The organism is Janthinobacterium sp. Ant5-2-1 (genome assembly GCF_001445815.1).
Taxonomy (GTDB): domain Bacteria; phylum Pseudomonadota; class Gammaproteobacteria; order Burkholderiales; family Burkholderiaceae_D; genus Janthinobacterium; species Janthinobacterium lividum_E.
Map to the genome: position 1 here is coordinate 104,767 of NZ_LNCE01000178.1, position 18,604 is coordinate 123,370.

Sequence of the window (18,604 nt, forward strand, 5' to 3'; positions counted from 1 at the left end):
TGCTTGTTTTTTCTAAAGTTTTTGTCGGGAATCTTCATGTGCTCAAGCGCCCCTTCCTGGTGACCATCAGCTGCTGGTTTCTGGTCCTCGGCTCGCTGTCAGCGCTGGTGTCGTCCTACCTCGGTCGCAACGATCCCGCCATGCTGGCGGGAATGGGGCACAGCGTGATTCCCGCCGAGGTGCAATACGCGATTTTGATGTTTAGCATGGGCATTAACCTGGTGGCGGCGCTGGCCATGCTGCAAAGGCGGCGTGGCGCGCGCACCGTGTATCTGGCGTGGGGCGTGGTCGACATTGCGTTCTGTCTGGCGACCCTGCCGCTCAAGATGAACGTCCTGCCTGGCGCGCTCACGTTCACCGTCATCTGCGCCTTCCTGTACAGCCCGAAATCGAATGCCTGGTTTTCGCCACGCAAGGCGGCCAATGATGCCTGCATGACGCCAGCTTGAGCACGGCTGCTTTCGTTCGCACGTTTTTCGCCCGCCTCCTTTTTTATATTCCTATATAATCCCGCCCTTCCTTTGCAGTTTCATACTTGACTGCATCTGTTTCGGTATCTGCCGACCGCAACGCGCATCACCGCTTTCGTAGCACGCCAGGCGCCGGTTTACCAGCTGCTTGCGCAACCAGAAGGACCCCTATGACCGACCGCACTACCGCCACAGTACCCATGCCGGGCACTGCCGAATCTTCCATTTCCGAACGCCTTCCCGTCCTGGCCTTGCTGGCCCTGGCCATGACGGCGTTTCTCGCCCTCCTGTCGGAAACCTTGCCGGCCGGCTTGCTGCCGCAGATTGCCCGTGACCTGAATATTTCCGAAGTCATGACGGGCCAGCTGGTGACCGTCTACGCCATCGGTTCCATCCTGACGGCGATTCCCCTGACGGCGCTGACGAGCGGCTGGCGCCGGCGCAATGTCTTGCTGCTGGCCATCATCGGCTTTTTGATCTTCAATACGGCGACGGCCCTGTCGCCCAATTATATTGTCGCTCTGGCCTCGCGCTTCGTCACGGGCATGGCCGCCGGGCTGGCCTGGGGTTTGATGGCCGGTTATGCGCGCCGCATGGTGAGCGTGGAACAGCAGGGCAGGGCGATGGCCATTGCCATGATCGGCACGCCGCTGGCCCTGTCCCTGGGCGTGCCGCTGGGCACCCTGATGGGCGGCGTGCTGGGCTGGCGCAGCATCTTCGGCATCATGTCCGGCCTGGCCGTGGTGCTGGTCGCGTGGGTGCTGCTGGTCGTGCCCGACTATCCGGGGCAAAAGAATGGCGAGCGCCTGTCGATCCGCCAGGTATTCATGACGCCGGGCGTGCGGCCGATTCTGGCGGTGATCGTCGCCTGGATGCTGGCGCATAACATTCTGTATACCTACATCGCGCCGTTCCTGGCGCCGTCCGGCTTGCGCCCCCGCGTCGACCTGGTGCTGCTCGTGTATGGCATTGGGTCTCTGGCCGGCATCTGGCTGGTCAGCCAACTGATCGACCGCTGGCTGCGCCCGCTCGTGCTGGGCTGCATCGCCGCCTTTGCCCTCGTGATGGTGGCGCTGGGGCTGGCGATGGACTCCCCCATCGTGATCTATGTCAGCATGGCCATCTGGGGCATCACCTTTGGCGGCGCCGGCACCTTGCTGCAGACGGCGTCGGCGGATGCGGCCGGCGACGGCATGGACGTGGCGCAAGCCATGGTGGCGACCATCTGGAACGTGGCCATCGCCGGTGGCGGCCTGGCGGGCGGCATGCTGCTCGACGGCTATGGCGCGGCATCGTTCCCATGGGCCATGCTGGCCTTGCTGCTGGTGGCGTTGACCATCGCCTGGTACGCCCACCGCTACAGTTTCAAGCCGGGCCGGCGCAGCGGTGGCGCAGTCGTAGGCCACTAAGAGCCCATCCCAGCAGATGAATACATCCCCTGCTGGCGCCCCTCAGAAGCGGGGACTGCGTTGATCGTCGTTGCGTGGCTCGCCACGCGTCCTCCTCACGCCTTGTCCGCGCTCCTGATGCGCTGCCAGCAGAAGACGCTCCCTACTGGGATAGGCTCCAATAACATTGTTATTTATGATGGCAGTGCGTTGAAATGTGAGCAGATGTGACTGGCAAGCGCATTTTGTGACGATTTGTTAATTTGCGCCACGGGAATGAATGAGGCGTTAGAATCTACACAGTTTGACAAGTTTCTCAAGCGAAAGGGGCGGCAAAACTGCTCCCTTCGCTGGCTGTCAGCCACATTAACTACCTAGGAGTACCCCCATGACCGTGATGAAATCCGTCCTTGTTGCCGCCGCAGCCACCGTTGCCCTGAGCGCACAAGCTCAATCCCTGCCGACTTCCGGCACCCTGGTGGTCGTTCCCGCGTTTGGCGAAGTCAAGCATGTCAATGACCAGGTGGTCGCTACCCTGGCCGTCGAAGAACAGGACAAGGACAAAGCCGCGGCCGCGTCGCGTGTCAACCAGAAGATGAACAAGGGCATCGCCATCGTCAAGCAGGCCGACCCGTCGGCGGCATTGAAATCGTATGGCTACTACACCTATCCCGTATATCCGGAAGAGCGCCCATTGCCGGCTGGCGCCGTTGCCAAGCCGCGCCTGCCAACGGCCTGGCGCGTGGGCCAGTACCTGGAAGTGACGACGGCCAACTTGGCGTCCCTGCCCAAAACCGTGTCGGCGGCGCAAGGCGTGCTGACCCTGAATGGCTTGAATTTCGGTCTGAAGCCGGAAACCATCCGTTTGCTGGACGACCAGCGCATCGCCGCCACCTATAAAAACCTGAATGAGCGCGTGGCCGCCATCGCCAAGGCCATGGGCCGCAACGTTTCCGACGCCGTGCTCGATACGGTGGACTTCGAAGGTTCGGGCAATTACGTCACGGAAAACCGCTCTGCCGCCGCACCGATGATGATGCGCAGCGCCAAGATGAGCGAAGACAGTGCCGTCGCCGAACCGAGCTTCGAGCCGGGCGAAACGACGCTCGACATGCGTGTCGTCGGCAAGGTCAAGTTCAAGTAAGCTTATCAACGGGAAATATTTCCGCGTTAGACTGTTTTAAAAATCATGGGGCTGTTGGCCCCATGGTCGTTTTTGCCCCCATATTTTCCAGGAGAACACCATGACCGTCATGAAATCACTGCTGGCTGCCGCCGCCGCTACCGTTGCCTTGGGCGCACAAGCCCAGGCCTTGCCCACCTCCGGCACCCTCGTGGTGGTGCCCGCCAACGGCGAAGTGGTGCATGCGAACGACCAGGTGACCGTCACCCTGGCCGTCGAAGAGCAGGACAAGGACAAGGCCGCCGCCGCCTCGCGCGTGAACCAGAAGATGAACCAGGGCGCGGCCATCGTCAAGAAAGCCGATCCGCAAGCCGTGCTGAAAACCCAGGGCTATTACACGTATGCCGTGTATCCTGAAACGGCGCCATTGCCGCCTGGTGTCGCCGCCAAACCCAGAGTGCCGACCGGCTGGCGAGTGGGCCAGTATCTGCAGGTAACGACGACGAATCTGGCCGCCTTGCCGAAAACCGTGTCGGCTGCGCAAGGCGTGCTGACCCTGAACCGCCTGAACTTCGGCTTGGCGCCCGCCACCATCCGCAAGCTCGACGACCAGCGCATCGCCGCCGCCTACAAGAACCTCAACGAGCGCGTGGCCGCCATCGCCGGCGCCATGGGCCGCACTGTCAATGACGCCGTGATCGACACCATCGATTTCGAAGGCTCGGGCAACTATGCGCAGCGCGCCAACGTGGCCGGCGCGCGCGCCAGCATGAGCGCCGACTCCATGGGCTATGGCGGCAACCAGGTGGCCGAACCGAGCTTCGAACCAGGCGAAACGACCCTGAACATGGGTCTGGTAGCCAAGGTCAAGTTCAAATAAGGCTTGAGCAGGGATCAATATTGTCAGCTTGACGCCGCCGCGCTTTTCTTTGGCGGTGGCTCCTCTATAATGACAACATCGGCGGGCGCATGCCGTGACAGTCATGCGCCTGCCATCTGGCACCGATTCCCCCGCAGTACACAAGATATGGAACAACATGGCAAACTTCCCCCGTCGTAGAGGCAAGAACGGCACCCCCGCAGTCTCCAAAGCGTCCCGCTTCAGCAAATTCGCGCGCCAGCCGGTGACCGATGGCACTGGCAAGAAAACCTTGCGCCGCCGCGGCATCTACCTGTTGCCGAACGCCTTCACGACGGCAGCCCTGTTTTGCGGTTTCTACGCCATCGTCATGGCCATGAACCAGAAATTCGAGCACGCGGCCTGGGCCATCTTCATCGCCATGATCCTCGACGGCCTCGATGGCCGCATCGCCCGCCTGACAAATACGCAGAGCGAATTCGGCGCCCAGTACGACAGCCTGTCGGACATGGTGTCGTTTGGCGCCGCGCCGGCGCTGGTGATCTACGAATGGTCGCTGCGCGGCATGGGCAAGCTGGGCTGGCTGGCCGCCTTCGTGTATTGCGCTGGCGCCGCCTTGCGCCTGGCCCGCTTCAACACGAATATCGCCGTGGTCGACAAGCGCTTCTTCCAGGGCTTGCCCAGCCCGGCGGCGGCGGCCATGGTGGCCGGCTTCATCCTGCTGATGAACGACCTGGAATTTGCCGGTAACCAGCTGGCCTGGGTATCGTGGACGATCGCCCTGTTTTCCGGCCTGACCATGGTCACCAACGTGCCGTTCTACAGTTTCAAGGATGTGAATTTCCGCAAGTCCGTGCCTTTTATCGTGGTATTCCTGCTGGCATTGTTCTTCGCGCTCATTTCCATCGATCCGCCGAAGGTGCTGTTCCCGATTTTTGTCGTGTATGGCCTGTCCGGCTACGCCGTGTTTTTCTGGCGCATGGCGAAGGGCAAGCCCGTCAGCATCATCCAGACCGACCCCGAGCATTAATGCGGTGAGTCGGTAGCGTCGCCAGTCTTCAGCCAGCCAGGAGCAGCCATGACCACCAGCAACCGACTCATCATTTTTGACACCACCCTGCGCGACGGCGAGCAATCGCCGGGCGCCTCCATGACGCGCGAGGAAAAGCTGCGCATCGCCAAGCAGCTCGAGCGCATGAAGGTCGACGTGATCGAGGCGGGCTTCGCCGCCGCCTCGCAGGGCGACTTCGAATCGATACGGGCCATTGCCGGCGCCGTGCGCGAGTCCACCATCTGCTCGCTGTCGCGCGCCAACGACCGCGACATCGCCCGCGCCGCCGAGGCGCTGGCGCCTGCCGAGCGCAAGCGCATCCATACTTTTATCGCCACGTCGCCGCTGCACATGCAGATGAAGTTGCGCATGACGCCAGAGCAAGTGCTGACGCAGGCGCAAAACGCCGTGCGCTTTGCGCGCCAGTTCACGGACGACATCGAATTCAGCCCCGAAGACGGCAGCCGCTCCGACGAGGATTTTTTGTGCCGCGTACTCGAGGGCGTGATCGCCGAGGGCGCCACCACCATCAATTTCCCCGACACGGTCGGCTACGCCGTGCCCGAAATCTTCGGCGCGACCATCAAGCGCTTGCGCGAACGCATCCCGAACTCCGATAAAGCCATCTGGTCCGTCCATTGCCATAACGACCTGGGCCTGGCTGTCGCCAATTCGCTGGCCGGCGTCATGATAGGTGGCGCGCGGCAGATCGAATGCACGGTCAATGGCTTGGGCGAGCGGGCCGGCAACACGGCGCTGGAAGAAGTGGTGATGGCGCTGCGCACGCGCGCCGCCTACTACAATCTGACGGTGGGCATCGACACGACGCAGATCGTGGCGGCGTCCAAAATGGTGTCGCAGGTCACGGGCTTTGCCGTGCAGCCGAATAAGGCCGTCGTCGGCGCGAACGCTTTTGCGCACGCGTCCGGCATCCACCAGGACGGCATCTTGAAAGCGCGCGAGACGTATGAAATCATGCGCGCCGAAGACGTGGGCTGGACGGCCAACAAGATCGTGTTGGGAAAACTGTCGGGGCGCAATGCCTTCAAGCAGCGGCTGCAGGAGCTGGGTATTTCTCTGGAATCCGAGGCGGAAGTCAACGCGGCCTTCCTGCGCTTCAAGGAACTGGCGGACCGGAAATCCGAGATTTTCGATGAAGACATCATGGCCCTCGTCAGCGAGGAGCAGCAGGCGCAGGAGAGTGAGCACTACCGTTTCATTTCTCTGATGCAGCAGTCGACGACGGGCGCCGTGCCCCATGCGCGCGTGGAATTCCTTGTCGGCGGCGAACAGCGCAGCTGCGAAGGGCAGGGCGACGGCCCCGTCGACGCCACCGTCAACGCCATCGAAAGCGCGGTCGCCAGCGGCGCCGAGCTGGTCTTGTTCTCCGTCAATGCCATCAGCACGGGCACGCAGTCGCAGGGTGAAGTGACGATGCGATTGTCGCGCGACGCACGCATCGTCAATGGCGTGGGCGCCGACCCGGATATCATCGTCGCGTCGGCCAAGGCGTATTTGTCGGCCTTGAACAAATTACACGCCAAGGATGAGCGCATCGACCCGCAGCCGTGAGGGGGCGCTAACTACCAGAAAAACCGCCGCTCTTCCTTGTCCGGATCGGGCCCGTTCATCATCATGCGCACGATGCCGTCGTGGTCGAAGTGCACATGCATCATGGAATCCCATACGCCCGATTCCTTGTAGCGGTACGACCAGACGTAGAGCTTGGGCAGCGGCAGGTAGGATTTTTCCGTCGGGCGGCCCAGGGTGTGCAGCACGTCTTGCTGGGTCGACACGCCGACCTTGATGCGGGCAAAGCCTGGTGTGTCGAGCACTTGCTCGTAGGAAATCAACCTGTCGTCGGGGCCGAAACGGGCCATATACGTGTACTGGCCGTACGGTCCCGTCGCGTATTCGAGTTCGGGACCCGTGGGTAGCTGGTAGATATTCGTGGGACGGCCCAGGCGCGCTTCCACGGCGGCGCGCGGCTCGCCCGGCTGTGGCGGCGGGACGTTCCAGCTGGCGCAGCCGGCCAGCGCGGCAAACAGCAGCGGTGTTGCTAATTTGAGCAGTTTTTTCATGTTTGACCTCCTGAAATGCAGGAAAATCCTATCATGCGCCGAGAAAAGGCCGCACGGCAGGATACAGGCGGGCATTTTTCCGATATACTTGCGCGTCTGGTTGGAAGCATAGGCCAGTATTTTAATAATCGTAGTTCACGGTGGATAGGGTTCAGACTCTGTGCACCGCATGTGAAAGGTTTATCATGACAGTAGAAAACATCAACAAAGCCGCTATCATCGCGGACAACGCACGTGGTCAAAACGACACCGGCTCCCCTGAAGTGCAAGTTGCACTGCTGACAGCTCGCATCAACGAACTGAACGGCCACTTCAAAGCCCACTCGAAAGATCACCACTCCCGCCGCGGCCTGATCATGATGGTCAACCGTCGTAAGAGCCTGTTGTCCTACCTGAAGGCTAAAGACGCTACCCGTTATCGCGACCTGATCGCTAAACTTGGTCTGCGCAAGTAATTTTTGCCGTACAAGGTTTATACAGAAATGCCTGCGCCAGTTCGCTGACGCGGGCATTTTGTCATTTGAATTCCGGATTTTTGTCGAGAAGTACAGTATTCTCTACCGATATCATGTTTTAAAAGTAAAGTAGTAAAGGCGGCAACAGTGTTTCCGTCGCCTGTGGTGAGGTGAACGACAGCCCCTGAAAATCTGTCGGCAATTAGAAAAGGGATACCCCATGTTTAACAAAGTTACGAAAACCTTCCAGTACGGTCAACATCAAGTGACCCTGGAAACCGGCGAAATCGCACGTCAGGCATCCGGCGCAGTGCTGGTGTCGATCGAAGATACCGTCGTTCTGGCAACGGTGGTGGCACGCAAAGATGCCAAGCCAGGCCAGGATTTCTTCCCTTTGACGGTTGATTATGTCGAGAAAACCTATGCTGCCGGTAAAATCCCGGGCGGTTTTTTCAAGCGCGAAGGCCGTCCTTCCGAAAAAGAAACACTGACCTCCCGCCTGATCGACCGTCCTATCCGTCCGCTGTTCCCGGAAGGTTACTTGAATGAAGTGCAAGTCATCATTCACGTGCTGTCGGTCAACCCTGAAATCGATCCGGACATCGCCGCCATGATCGGCGCATCGGCCGCCCTGTGCGTATCGGGCGTGCCTTTCAATGGTCCTATCGGCGCCGCGCGCGTCGGTTACGCCAATGGCCAGTACATCCTGAACCCGACCGTCCAGCAACTGAAAACGTCGGAAATGGACCTGGTTGTCGCCGGTACCGAAACGGCCGTGCTGATGGTCGAATCGGAAGCGAAACAGCTGTCCGAAGAAATCATGCTGGGCGCCGTGGTCTTCGGCCATGACCAGATGAAAGTCGTCATCGACGCGATTCACGACCTGGTGCGTGACGGCGGCAAGCCGGAAGTCGAATGGGCGCCTGCGCCGAAAAACGAAGCACTGATCGCCCGCGTCGCGCATTTCGCCAACGCCAAGATCAATGACGCGTATCAAACCAAGGACAAGCAAGAGCGTACGGCCAAGCTGAAAGCAGCGACGTCGGAAGTGATCGCCGACCTGTCGGCTGAAGTGGCTGCCAACGGCGGCGCGGCTATCGACAGCGCTGAAGTGAACAACATCCTGTTCGACATCGAAGCGAAAATCGTGCGTACGCAAATCCTCGACGGCGAGCCACGCATCGACGGCCGCGACACGCGCACCGTGCGTCCGATCTCGATCCGCACCAGCGTGCTGCCACGCACCCACGGTTCGGCCCTGTTCACGCGCGGCGAAACGCAGGCGCTGGTCGTGGCAACGTTGGGCACCGCCCGCGACAGTCAGAAGATCGATGCGCTGATGGGTGAGTTCACCGATTCGTTCATGCTGCATTACAACATGCCTCCGTTCGCCACCGGCGAAACGGGCCGTGTCGGTACGCCGAAACGCCGCGAAATCGGCCACGGCCGCCTGGCCAAGCGTGCGCTGATCGCCGCCCTGCCAGCAGCTGAAGAGTTCAGCTACTCGGTGCGTCTGGTATCGGAAATCACGGAATCGAACGGTTCCTCGTCGATGGCATCGGTGTGCGGCGGCTGCCTGGCGCTGATGGACGCCGGCGTGCCGATGAAAGAGCACGTGGCCGGTATCGCCATGGGCCTGATCAAGGAAGGCGGCAAGTTTGCCGTGCTGTCCGACATCCTGGGCGACGAAGATCACCTGGGCGACATGGACTTCAAGGTAGCCGGTACCCGCAACGGTATCACGGCGCTGCAGATGGACATCAAGATCATGGGCATCACCAAGGAAATCATGCAAGTGGCGCTGGCGCAAGCCAAGGAAGGCCGTGAGCACATCCTGGGCGAAATGCAAAAAGCCATGCCGCACGTCAAAACCGAACTGTCCGATTTCGCACCGCGTCTGATCACCATCAAGATCAACCCGGAAAAAATCCGTGACGTGATCGGCAAGGGCGGCGCCGTGATTCGCGCGCTGACCGAAGAGACGGGCACCCAGATCGACATCAGCGACGAAGGCGTGGTCACCATCGCTTCCGTCGACGCTGCTGCCGGCCAGGAAGCCAAGCGCCGCATCGAAGAACTGACCGCTTCCGTCGAAGTGGGCAAGATCTACGAAGGCACCGTGCTGAAACTGCTGGACTTCGGCGCCATCGTGCAAGTCATGCCAGGCAAGGACGGCTTGCTGCACATCTCGCAGATCGCCAACGAGCGCGTCAACGCCGTGGCCGACTACCTGAAAGAAGGCCAGCTGGTGCGTGTAAAAGTTCTGGAAACGGACGACCGCGGCCGTCTGAAACTGTCGATGAAAGCTGCTGAAGGCAACGAAGCGCCAGCCGCTTAAGTTTGCCTGAGTGCGGCCTCGGCCGCATGATCAAAACCGCCAGCGCGCAAGCCCTGGCGGTTTTTTTTGCGCCGCGTTTGCGCTGCATCGAAAGTGTGTGTCGACGTGTGCATCGGCCTTGATACAGCGCGTATCGGCCGCTGCCGCTCCTTGTAGATTCGGAAAGGGAATCTTCCCCTGAACGAGTCTTTCAAGGAGATGCAGCATGCGCACATTCCGCGGGCTGGCCGCCGCCTTTCTGCTTGCCGTTTCGCCCTGCACCTGGGCACAGGCTGACGACGCACCGACGCCGGTGCCGCTGCCCATCCCCATCGCCGCTGCGTCCGCGGCCATGCCGGTGCAAGACCTCGACGCCTTGCGCGCCGTGCATGCGCGCGAAATCAATGACCTCAGCACTTTCAAGACGGCGGGCGCGCAGCGCGCAGCCATCGATCCCTATCTCGATAGTGGGCCAGGACAGCAATTCCTGCGCGAACTGCGCGCCGCCGATCCCGCCGCGCCGGCCGAGACGATTTATGCGCGCGCGATCGAGCAGCTGGCTTCCGGCAGCACCTTGCCCGACCTGCAGGCCATGTCGGCCGCGCTGGTAAAAATCGTGCCGCATGGCCAGCATGTGTCGCCGTATTCGCCATACTTCACCACCAGCGCGCAATTGCAGCTGGCATCCGGCCGCTGCGCCACCCTGGCCGACTGTTTCGGCTTGCCCATGAAGAGCGAGGCGCCGCTGTATGATGTGTATCAGATCATGCCCAAGGGCGCCGTCAACGTGTTCGTCAGCCAGGTGGCGCCGACGGAAGAGCTGGGCGGGCTGGTGCGGCGCAAGGGTGGGGCGCAACAATATCTATTACCCAACCGCAGCCTGTGGTCGGCCCCCGTGCTGATCGGCACGATCAAGAATTGAGGAGCGATGATGGATCAACAGAGCCTGCAAGCCCGTGCCGCCGAACTGGAACAAGTGCTGACCCGCCTGGCGTCAGCCGACGGCGAGGTGGCCGACCTGCGCAGCGCGCTCGAGCCGCTGCTGGCCCTGGCGGGCAGTGGGGGCTTGAGCGCACCGCTGCCGTGGGGCGATATCCCAGGCGGACGCTACTTCAACGAAGGCGGTCTGCGCCGCTATGCCGAGCTGGAGCAGGCATTTGCCCGCTTCCGCATCGAGGCCACGGGCGGCGACTCGCCGGCCCTGCGCAAGCTGCGCGGCGAGATATGATTAATATATGGTATCAATTGTTGTTTATGGGTAATTGACTGTCGGTATTGCTTGACGACAAAATCTTATTCCCCGACCATGGTGCATCCCTCCCGATTTCCTCTTTTTTATTGGATACACCATGTTGTCCTCCCTTAAGGCGCGGCTGATCGCCATCGCCGTTTCCATCGTCGTGCTGGCCATGCTGGCCGTCGCCATCGCCAATTTCTTCACGACACGGTCCAGCACACTGGCCGCGCTCGACACGCAGATGCTGCAGTTGTCGCACAGCCACGCGCAAGCCATCGCCGAATGGCTGCGTTCCAAGCAGGCCGTCGTGGGCTCGCTCAAGCAGGGCGCCACGGCGGCCGATCCGCTGCCGGCCCTCAAGGCGGCCGAACAGGCGGGCACGTTCGACATGGCGTATATCGGCTTTGCCGACAAACACGCCGTGTTTTCGCAGGAGCGCAAGCGCGCCGCCGACTACGATCCCACGGCGCGGCCCTGGTACAAGCTGGCGTCCGAAGTGGGCGGCCCCATCATCACGGCGCCATACATCGGCGCCAGCACGGGCAAGCTGGTGGTGACGTTTGCCGAGCCGCTGGGCGGCAAGGGCAGCGTGACGGGCGTGATGGCGGCCGACGTGATGATGGATGCGGTGGTGCAAAACGTCGCCTCGATCAAGCCGACGGCGTCCAGCTATGCTTTCCTCGTCGATGGTGGCGGCAAGATCATCGCTCACCCGGACGGCAAGCTGACCCTGAAGCCGCTGGCCGAACTGGACCCGGGCCTGAGCGCGCAGACGCTGGCCGATATCGAAAAGAGCGGCGATGGCGCCGCCATTCGCCTCGGCGACCGCAACGGCATCTTGCATGTAAGCAAAGTGCCGGGCAGCGACTGGCTGCTGGCTACCGTGCTCGACCGCGCAGAAGCGACGCAGGCATTGAGCTCCATGCTGCGCGCCTCGGCCTTGACGGCCTTGCTGGTGCTGGCCCTGGCCGCCACGGTATTGAGCGTACTGGTGGCGCGCGCCCTGCGCCGCCTGGGCCTGGTACGCGATGCGATGGAAGCGATCGCCACGGGCGACGGCGACCTGACCAGCCGCCTCGATGCGGAAGGCGCGGACGAGCTGGCGCAGATCGCCAAGGCATTCAACTTGTTCGTCGAAAAGATCGCCACCGTGCTGGTGCAGATCCGCAGCATCAGCACCCTGGTGCGCAGCGAATCGGCCGATATTGCCGCCGGTAATGCCGACCTGTCTTCGCGCACGGAAGCGCAGGCGGGCGCGCTGGAAGAAACAGCCAGTTCGATGGATGAGCTGACTTCGACCGTCAAGCAGAATGCGGAAAACGCACATGCAGCCAATGAGCTGGCCGTGTCCGCCTCGGAAGTGGCGGCCAAGGGCGGCCGCGTGGTGCAGCAAGTGGTGGGCACCATGGCCGGCATCCAGGAAAGCTCGCGCAAGATCGTCGACATCATCGGCGTGATCGACGGCATCGCTTTCCAGACGAATATCCTGGCCTTGAACGCGGCCGTCGAGGCGGCGCGCGCGGGCGAGCAGGGCAGGGGCTTTGCCGTGGTGGCGTCGGAAGTGCGCAATCTGGCGCAACGCTCCGCCGGCGCGGCGAAGGAAATCAAGGAATTGATCGGCGACTCGGTGGAGAAGGTCGATGCGGGCGGCCGCCTCGTCAATGAAGCAGGCCAGACCATGGATCAGGTGGTGGCGTCGGTGCAGCAATTGACGACCATCATGAGCGAGATCACGGTGGCCAGTCGCGAACAGAGTGCAGGCATCGGCGAGATCAATACGGCCGTCACGCACATGGATACCATGACGCAGCAAAACGCGGCCCTCGTCGAGCAAGCGGCCGCTGCCGCGGAAAGCTTGCAGGAGCAGGCCGTGGACCTGGCGCAAGCCGTCGGCATGTTCCGCCTGGGCGATGCTGGCCCTGCCGCGGCACACGCCCCCGTGACGCGCCTCAAGGCGAAGCCAGCCGCTTCGGCTTCCGCGCCGCGCGCGCCGGCCCGCGCGCTGTCGCCGGCCAAGCCCGTCAAGGCGGCCAAGTCCGGCGCCGACGAGTGGGAAGAGTTTTAAGAAGACGCGTAGCGATCTGCACGTTCATCCGCGTTTTTGTCAGGCCAGCCTGCCAAAAATGCAGTTCGTCGCAATCGGCGTGTCTGCCGGGGGCGGTATGGCTATAGTGACACCATACCGCAAGCCCACTGCCAGACACCCGAGGAGAACAACATGAACGTCGCTAAAAACATGGAAGTCATTGCCGTTGCCGCCGCCATCCTGTTCGGCGCCAGCTGCTACGCCATCGCCCCGGCCGCCCCGGCCCTGCAAGTGGCCAGTTCCACGGCCACCCTGGCCGCACCAGCGGACAAGGCTGCCATGCAAGTGGTGGTCGTCAAGGCCAAGCGCCTGAGCACCGCCGAAAAGGCCCGTTTTGCCTGATTGATTGTCAGCCCGATTGTCAGCCGTTTTCGGCGCTGCTACAGTGTTGGTCAATGGCAATGCGCGCAAGCCCCACGAGGGTGCCGCGACACATAAAAACAAGATACCGAGGATGCACTACATGAAAAAGATACTGCAATTGGCGCTGCTGTTCCTGGCGACATTGGGCCTGGTGCGCGGCGTGGCCGCCGAGACCCGCTTGCTGGAAATGCGCAACGTCGACGCCCGCGTCGTGCGCGTCAAGCTCGATGGCGTGATGGAAGTGCGTATTCGCCAGGGCAACGTGGCTTCGCTGAGCATCACGGCCGACAAGCGCTACATCGCCGACGTCAGCACGGCGCAAAGCGGCGACACCCTGCACATCGAAACGGAAGTGCGCGGCTTCAAGCTCGGCCCTTCGTCGATCCGCGCCGACCTGGTCCTGCCGAACTTGCGCGAACTGAGCTCGGAAGGCTTTGGCAGCACGGACATCACGGGCTTCAAGGGCGAGGAACTGACCCTGTCGCTGGAAGGGGCGGGCAGCATCAAACTGGTGGGCGACTACCGCAAGCTCAATGCCAGCTTGGGCGGCGTGGGCAGCATGCAGATCTGGATAGGCAACAATGAGCGGGCGGAACTGGACTTGCAGGGCGCCGGTTCCGTGGTGCTGGGCGGACGCGGGCGCATCCTGAAAGCGAGCCTGGGCGGCCTGGGCAGCCTGAATGCGCAGCAGTTCGAAGTCGATGCCGTCAACCTGGAATTGAGCGGCCTGGGCAATGCTACGGTGAATGCCCATACGAATGCCAAGCTGAACCTGAGCGGACTCGGTTCGGTGGTGGTGTACGGCAAACCGGCCAACCGCGATGTCAGCGTCGAGGGCCTGGGTAAAGTCAGCTGGAAGTAAACGCATCCTGCCGCAGGCTTTATTGGCAGAACAAGAATAAGTAGTCAGACCACATCCCATTCCGATGAAAAAACTGATCATTACATTACTCATGCTGTTGACGATACAGCTACCCGCGCGGGCTGGCTTCGTCGAAGGCGCCAGCGCCTACAACAACAAGAATTACGCGCTGGCCTACAAGGAAATCCTGCCACTGGCCAAGACCGGCAACGCCGATGCCCAGCACTTGCTGGGCTTGATGTATTACATGGGACGCGGCTTGCCGCAGGATTACAAGCAAGCCATGTTCTGGCACCGCAAGGCGGCCGACCAGGGCAAGGCCGACGCCCAGTATGTGGTGGGCGCCATGTATTACACGGGCAACGCCGTGCTGCAGGACCACAAGCAGGCCGTGGGCTGGTTCCGCAAGGCGGCCGAGCAGAACCACGCCGAGGCGCAGCAGGTGCTGGGCCTGATGTACCGCTATCACATGGGCGGCGTGCAGCAGGATAACGTCATCGCCTACATGCTGTGGAACCTGGCGGCCGCGAACGGCAACGCGAATGCGGCCGACCAGCGCGCCGCCGTGGTGCGCAAGATGACGCATGAGCAAGTCGAGGAAGGACAGGCCCTGTCGGCGAAATGGAAGCCGGGCACGCCGCTGCCGCGCCAGTCGAAGACGGGCGGCGCCTAGGCCGGGAGGCTCCCTGCAAGGGTGGGCGGCTTGGCGTACAATCGCCGTTTTCCCTTGAAAGAGTCCCGCCATGCGTGCAGTTGCCATCAGCCAGCCAGGTCCTGCCGACGTTTTACAGATCGCCGAACGTCCCGTCCCCGCCTTCAAAGCCGGTGAGCTGCTGATCAAGGTGCACGCGGCCGGCATCAACCGTCCCGACGTGCTGCAGCGCCTGGGCAAGTACGCGCCGCCAGCCGGCGCGTCCGATTTGCCGGGCCTGGAAGTGGCGGGCGAAGTCGTCGATGGCGATTTCACCAACACCGCATTCAAGAAAGGCGACCTGGTCTGCGCGCTGGTGCAGGGCGGCGGCTATGCCGAATACTGCGCGGCGCCCTTCGGCCAGTGTCTGCCCTTGCCGAAGGGCTTGACGGCGCTGGAAGGCGCGTCCCTGCCGGAAAACTTCTTTACCGTCTGGAGCAATGTCTTCGACCGCTGTGCGCTGGCCGATGGTGAAACGTTACTGGTGCAGGGCGGCACGTCCGGCATCGGCGTGACGGCCATTCAATTGGCCGCCGCGCTCGGTCACCGCGTGTTCGCCACGGCCGGCAGCGACGAAAAGGCGCGCGCCTGCGAAGCGCTGGGCGCCGAACGTGGCATCAATTACCGCACGGAAGATTTCGTTGCCGTCGTCAAGGAACTGACCGGCGGCAAGGGCGTCGACGTCATCCTGGACATGGTGGGCGGCGACTACTTGCCGCGCGAAATCGATTGCCTGGCCGACGATGGCCGCATCGGCCTGATCGCCGTGCAGGGTGGCACCAGGGCGGAACTGGACCTGGGTAGCTTGCTGCGCCGTCGCCTGACGGTGACGGGTTCCACCTTGCGTCCCCGTTCGGTCGCCTTCAAGGCGGCCATCGCGAATCATCTGCGCACGACCGTCTGGCCGCTGATCGAGGCGGGCAAGATCAAGCCCGTGATCTATAAAACCTTCCCATTGGAAAAGGCCAACGAGGCGCATGCCTTGATGGAGGCGAGCACGCACGTGGGCAAGATCATGTTGCAAGTTGTTTGAAACGGGGCACTGCCTGTTTGACCGGCATCGGTGCCGGAGTTAGAATGACGGGTTATTAGAATTTAGGCTACTATGCGTCGCAAACTCGTCGTCGGAAATTGGAAAATGAACGGCAGTCGCACCTCGAACGCGGTGTTATTGTCTGAAATAGTTGCTGGCCTGGCTGCCTCTGGCGCCGCCAGCGCCGCCAGCGCCGTCTGTGTGCCTGCGCCGTATCTGGCGCAGTGCCAGGCGCAATTGGCAGGCACGGCTCTTGGCTGGGGTGCGCAGGATGTGTCCGCGCATGCCAGCGGCGCCTACACGGGAGAAATCTCGACCGCCATGCTGCAGGATTTCGGCTGCGGCTATGTGGTGATCGGGCATTCCGAACGCCGCGCCTACCATGGCGAGAGCGATGCGCAAGTGGCGGCCAAGACGGTTGCCGCGCTGGCGGCGGGCATCACGCCTATCGTCTGCATCGGCGAGACGCTGGCGCAGCGCGAAGCGGGTCAGACCGATACGGTCGTGGCGCAGCAGCTGGGCGCCGTGCTGGCGGCGATTTCCGCCGACGACGTGGCGAAACTGGTGCTGGCCTATGAGCCGGTCTGGGCTATCGGCACGGGCAAGACGGCCACGCCGCAAATGGCGCAGGACGTGCATCAGGTATTGCGCGGCCAGCTGGCGGCAAAGAATGCGGTAGCAGCGACCGGCGTGCAAATCCTGTACGGCGGCAGCATGAAGCCGGAGAACGCAAAAGAATTGATGGCGATGCCGGATATCGATGGCGGTCTGATCGGTGGGGCAGCATTGAAGGCGGCGGATTTCCTGGCAATTATTCACGCCGCTGATTGAATTAATTTAAACTAAGAATGGAATTGCAATGAACATGATGTTCAATCTGGTAGTGGTAGTACAGGTTATTTCGGCATTGTCGATTATCGCGCTGGTGTTGTTGCAGCACGGTAAGGGCGCCGACATGGGCGCCGCCTTCGGTTCGGGCGCCTCGGGCAGCCTGTTCGGTGCGACGGGTTCGTCGAACTTCATGTCGAAATCGACGGGCGTTGCCGCCGCGATCTTCTTCGGCGCCACCCTGGCCCTGTCGCTGATGGCCAATCAGCGCGCCACGACGGTCGGCGGCGGCGTGATGGATAAAGTCGTCAAGCCAGTGCCGGTCACCGGTGCGGGCGCGATCCCGACGACGGTGCCTGCGGCAGCTCCGGCTGCCAGCGCTCCGGCAGCGGCGGCACCGGTTGCCAGCACCCCGGCCGGCGCGATTCCAAAGTAATTTTGTAGGAACTCGATACCTCATCGAGAGTAATTCTCATTACGGGCAGATTATTGCTCAATGTTTCAGCAGTGCGGCAGGAAAAAATCGTGACGCGCTGGAAGATGTAAAAATTTATCGTTTTTATCTGTGTTTTGATGCATTTGTGCATTAACTTTAGCGGCAAAGCAGAGTAGAATACGGGCCTTACCGCCGACGTGGTGAAATTGGTAGACACGCTATCTTGAGGGGGTAGTGGCGAAAGCTGTACGAGTTCGAGTCTCGTCGTCGGCACCAGAAATCAGAAGCCAGCAACGGCGCACGAGCCATGGCTCGTACAAAGTTGCTGGCTTTTTTTACGAGGATGTGTCGTTCGATCCTGGTCTTAGCTTTGATTGGGGTCGTGCGTTAGATACGCTGCAAATGATCGCAGCGTCCTCATTTAACCGATCGTTCAATATAAGCTCATCAATCGTGAACCTCGAAAATTACTTCCCCGTCCTGCTGTTTATTATTATCGGCCTTGGTGTCGGTATCGCTCCCCAGCTCCTGGGGCGCCTGTTAGGTCCTAACAAGCCTGACGCAGCAAAACTCTCCCCGTACGAATGTGGCTTTGAAGCATTCGAAGACGCGCGCATGAAATTTGATGTGCGCTACTATCTGGTCGCAATCCTGTTTATTTTGTTCGATCTGGAAACGGCATTCTTTTTCCCATGGGGCGTTGCAATGCGCGACCTGGGCTGGGCCGGTTTCGTCACGATGATGGTGTTCATCGCTGAATTCGTGGTCGGATTTTGGTACATTTGGAAGAAAGGTGCCCTTGACTGGGAATAAGCCATGGCTATTGAAGGCGTATTAAGCGAAGGTTTCATCACCACCTCGGCCGACAAGCTGATCAACTGGGCGCGCACCGGGTCTATGTTCCCGATGACGTTCGGTCTGGCCTGCTGTGCGGTCGAAATGATGCATGTGGGCGCAGCCCGCTACGATATGGACCGTTTCGGCGTCGTGTTTCGTCCGTCGCCGCGTCAGTCCGACGTCATGATCGTTGCCGGCACCCTGTGCAACAAGATGGCGCCGGCCTTGCGCAAGGTCTACGACCAGATGGCAGAGCCACGCTGGGTCATCTCGATGGGTTCCTGCGCCAATGGCGGCGGGTACTACCATTACTCCTATTCTGTGGTGCGCGGTTGCGACCGCATCGTGCCCGTCGACGTGTATGTGCCTGGCTGTCCTCCGACCGCTGAAGCCTTGCTGTACGGCATCATGCAGTTGCAGAACAAGATCAAGCGTACCAGCACGATCGCACGCTAACCGGGCCGCTTCAGATTATGACAACACATTT

Annotated in this window: 20 protein-coding genes and 1 tRNA gene; 20 read left to right on the forward strand and 1 reads right to left on the reverse strand. The window is 61.4% G+C overall.

Annotated features, from left to right (window positions below):
* Nucleotides 1-38 precede the first annotated feature (38 nt).
* The 6 genes from ASN89_RS27865 (at nt 39) to ASN89_RS27890 (ending at nt 6,463) form a co-directional block, all read left to right on the forward strand.
* Nucleotides 39-449, forward strand: coding sequence for a hypothetical protein (locus ASN89_RS27865; protein ID WP_058051466.1), 411 nt, complete (start codon nt 39-41; stop codon nt 447-449).
* Nucleotides 450-640: 191 nt separating this feature from the next.
* Entirely contained in the window at nt 641-1,879 is a 1,239-nt protein-coding gene (locus ASN89_RS27870) for an MFS transporter (RefSeq protein WP_058051467.1), read from the forward strand.
* A gap of 367 nt (nt 1,880-2,246) precedes the next feature.
* Complete coding sequence (locus tag ASN89_RS27875) at nt 2,247-3,002, forward strand: SIMPL domain-containing protein (RefSeq protein WP_034750034.1); 756 nt, start codon at nt 2,247-2,249, stop codon at nt 3,000-3,002.
* A 100-nt stretch (nt 3,003-3,102) separates the two neighbouring features.
* The gene (locus ASN89_RS27880; RefSeq protein ID WP_046683844.1) at nt 3,103-3,861 is read left to right on the forward strand and encodes an SIMPL domain-containing protein; all 759 of its coding nucleotides are present in this window, start codon (nt 3,103-3,105) and stop codon (nt 3,859-3,861) included.
* Between the two features lie 157 nt (nt 3,862-4,018).
* Complete coding sequence (gene pssA / locus ASN89_RS27885; protein WP_046683845.1) at nt 4,019-4,870, forward strand: CDP-diacylglycerol--serine O-phosphatidyltransferase; 852 nt, start codon at nt 4,019-4,021, stop codon at nt 4,868-4,870.
* A gap of 48 nt (nt 4,871-4,918) precedes the next feature.
* Nucleotides 4,919-6,463, forward strand: coding sequence for a 2-isopropylmalate synthase (locus ASN89_RS27890; RefSeq protein WP_058051468.1), 1,545 nt, complete (start codon nt 4,919-4,921; stop codon nt 6,461-6,463).
* Nucleotides 6,464-6,474: 11 nt separating this feature from the next.
* Here the strand turns inward: ASN89_RS27890 and bamE are convergent, their stop codons facing one another.
* The gene (bamE, locus tag ASN89_RS27895; RefSeq protein ID WP_046683848.1) at nt 6,475-6,972 is read right to left on the reverse strand and encodes an outer membrane protein assembly factor BamE domain-containing protein; all 498 of its coding nucleotides are present in this window, start codon (nt 6,970-6,972) and stop codon (nt 6,475-6,477) included.
* A 185-nt stretch (nt 6,973-7,157) separates the two neighbouring features.
* Between bamE and rpsO the strand changes: the two genes are divergently transcribed.
* The 14 genes from rpsO to ASN89_RS27965 all read left to right on the forward strand — a co-directional run bounded on the left by rpsO (nt 7,158) and on the right by ASN89_RS27965 (nt 18,573).
* Nucleotides 7,158-7,427 (forward strand): 30S ribosomal protein S15, encoded by a 270-nt coding sequence (gene rpsO / locus ASN89_RS27900; RefSeq protein WP_010399743.1) that lies wholly within the window; start codon nt 7,158-7,160, stop codon nt 7,425-7,427.
* Nucleotides 7,428-7,647: 220 nt separating this feature from the next.
* Nucleotides 7,648-9,765: a polyribonucleotide nucleotidyltransferase gene (pnp, locus tag ASN89_RS27905; RefSeq protein WP_058051469.1), complete on the forward strand. Its 2,118-nt coding sequence runs from the start codon at nt 7,648-7,650 to the stop codon at nt 9,763-9,765.
* Between the two features lie 205 nt (nt 9,766-9,970).
* On the forward strand, nt 9,971-10,666 hold the full coding sequence (locus ASN89_RS27910) for a hypothetical protein (RefSeq protein ID WP_058051470.1): 696 nt from the start codon (nt 9,971-9,973) through the stop codon (nt 10,664-10,666).
* 9 nt (nt 10,667-10,675) lie between these two features.
* Nucleotides 10,676-10,972: a hypothetical protein gene (locus ASN89_RS27915; protein ID WP_058051483.1), complete on the forward strand. Its 297-nt coding sequence runs from the start codon at nt 10,676-10,678 to the stop codon at nt 10,970-10,972.
* A gap of 121 nt (nt 10,973-11,093) precedes the next feature.
* Entirely contained in the window at nt 11,094-13,046 is a 1,953-nt protein-coding gene (locus ASN89_RS27920) for a methyl-accepting chemotaxis protein (protein ID WP_058051471.1), read from the forward strand.
* Between the two features lie 153 nt (nt 13,047-13,199).
* Nucleotides 13,200-13,409: a hypothetical protein gene (locus ASN89_RS27925; RefSeq protein WP_058051472.1), complete on the forward strand. Its 210-nt coding sequence runs from the start codon at nt 13,200-13,202 to the stop codon at nt 13,407-13,409.
* Nucleotides 13,410-13,530: 121 nt separating this feature from the next.
* On the forward strand, nt 13,531-14,292 hold the full coding sequence (locus tag ASN89_RS27930) for a GIN domain-containing protein (protein ID WP_046684565.1): 762 nt from the start codon (nt 13,531-13,533) through the stop codon (nt 14,290-14,292).
* A gap of 64 nt (nt 14,293-14,356) precedes the next feature.
* On the forward strand, nt 14,357-14,965 hold the full coding sequence (locus ASN89_RS27935; protein ID WP_046683851.1) for a tetratricopeptide repeat protein: 609 nt from the start codon (nt 14,357-14,359) through the stop codon (nt 14,963-14,965).
* 70 nt (nt 14,966-15,035) lie between these two features.
* The gene (locus ASN89_RS27940; RefSeq protein WP_058051473.1) at nt 15,036-16,016 is read left to right on the forward strand and encodes an NAD(P)H-quinone oxidoreductase; all 981 of its coding nucleotides are present in this window, start codon (nt 15,036-15,038) and stop codon (nt 16,014-16,016) included.
* 72 nt (nt 16,017-16,088) lie between these two features.
* Nucleotides 16,089-16,847: a triose-phosphate isomerase gene (tpiA, locus tag ASN89_RS27945; protein ID WP_082654787.1), complete on the forward strand. Its 759-nt coding sequence runs from the start codon at nt 16,089-16,091 to the stop codon at nt 16,845-16,847.
* Between the two features lie 28 nt (nt 16,848-16,875).
* Nucleotides 16,876-17,280, forward strand: coding sequence for a preprotein translocase subunit SecG (secG, locus tag ASN89_RS27950; RefSeq protein WP_034749996.1), 405 nt, complete (start codon nt 16,876-16,878; stop codon nt 17,278-17,280).
* 191 nt (nt 17,281-17,471) lie between these two features.
* Nucleotides 17,472-17,556 (forward strand) — tRNA-Leu (locus ASN89_RS27955).
* 177 nt (nt 17,557-17,733) lie between these two features.
* The gene (locus tag ASN89_RS27960; protein ID WP_010399734.1) at nt 17,734-18,093 is read left to right on the forward strand and encodes an NADH-quinone oxidoreductase subunit A; all 360 of its coding nucleotides are present in this window, start codon (nt 17,734-17,736) and stop codon (nt 18,091-18,093) included.
* 3 nt (nt 18,094-18,096) lie between these two features.
* Nucleotides 18,097-18,573 carry a NuoB/complex I 20 kDa subunit family protein gene (locus tag ASN89_RS27965; protein ID WP_010399733.1) on the forward strand — a complete coding sequence of 159 codons (477 nt, stop codon included), beginning with the start codon at nt 18,097-18,099 and terminating at the stop codon, nt 18,571-18,573.
* Nucleotides 18,574-18,604 lie beyond the last annotated feature (31 nt).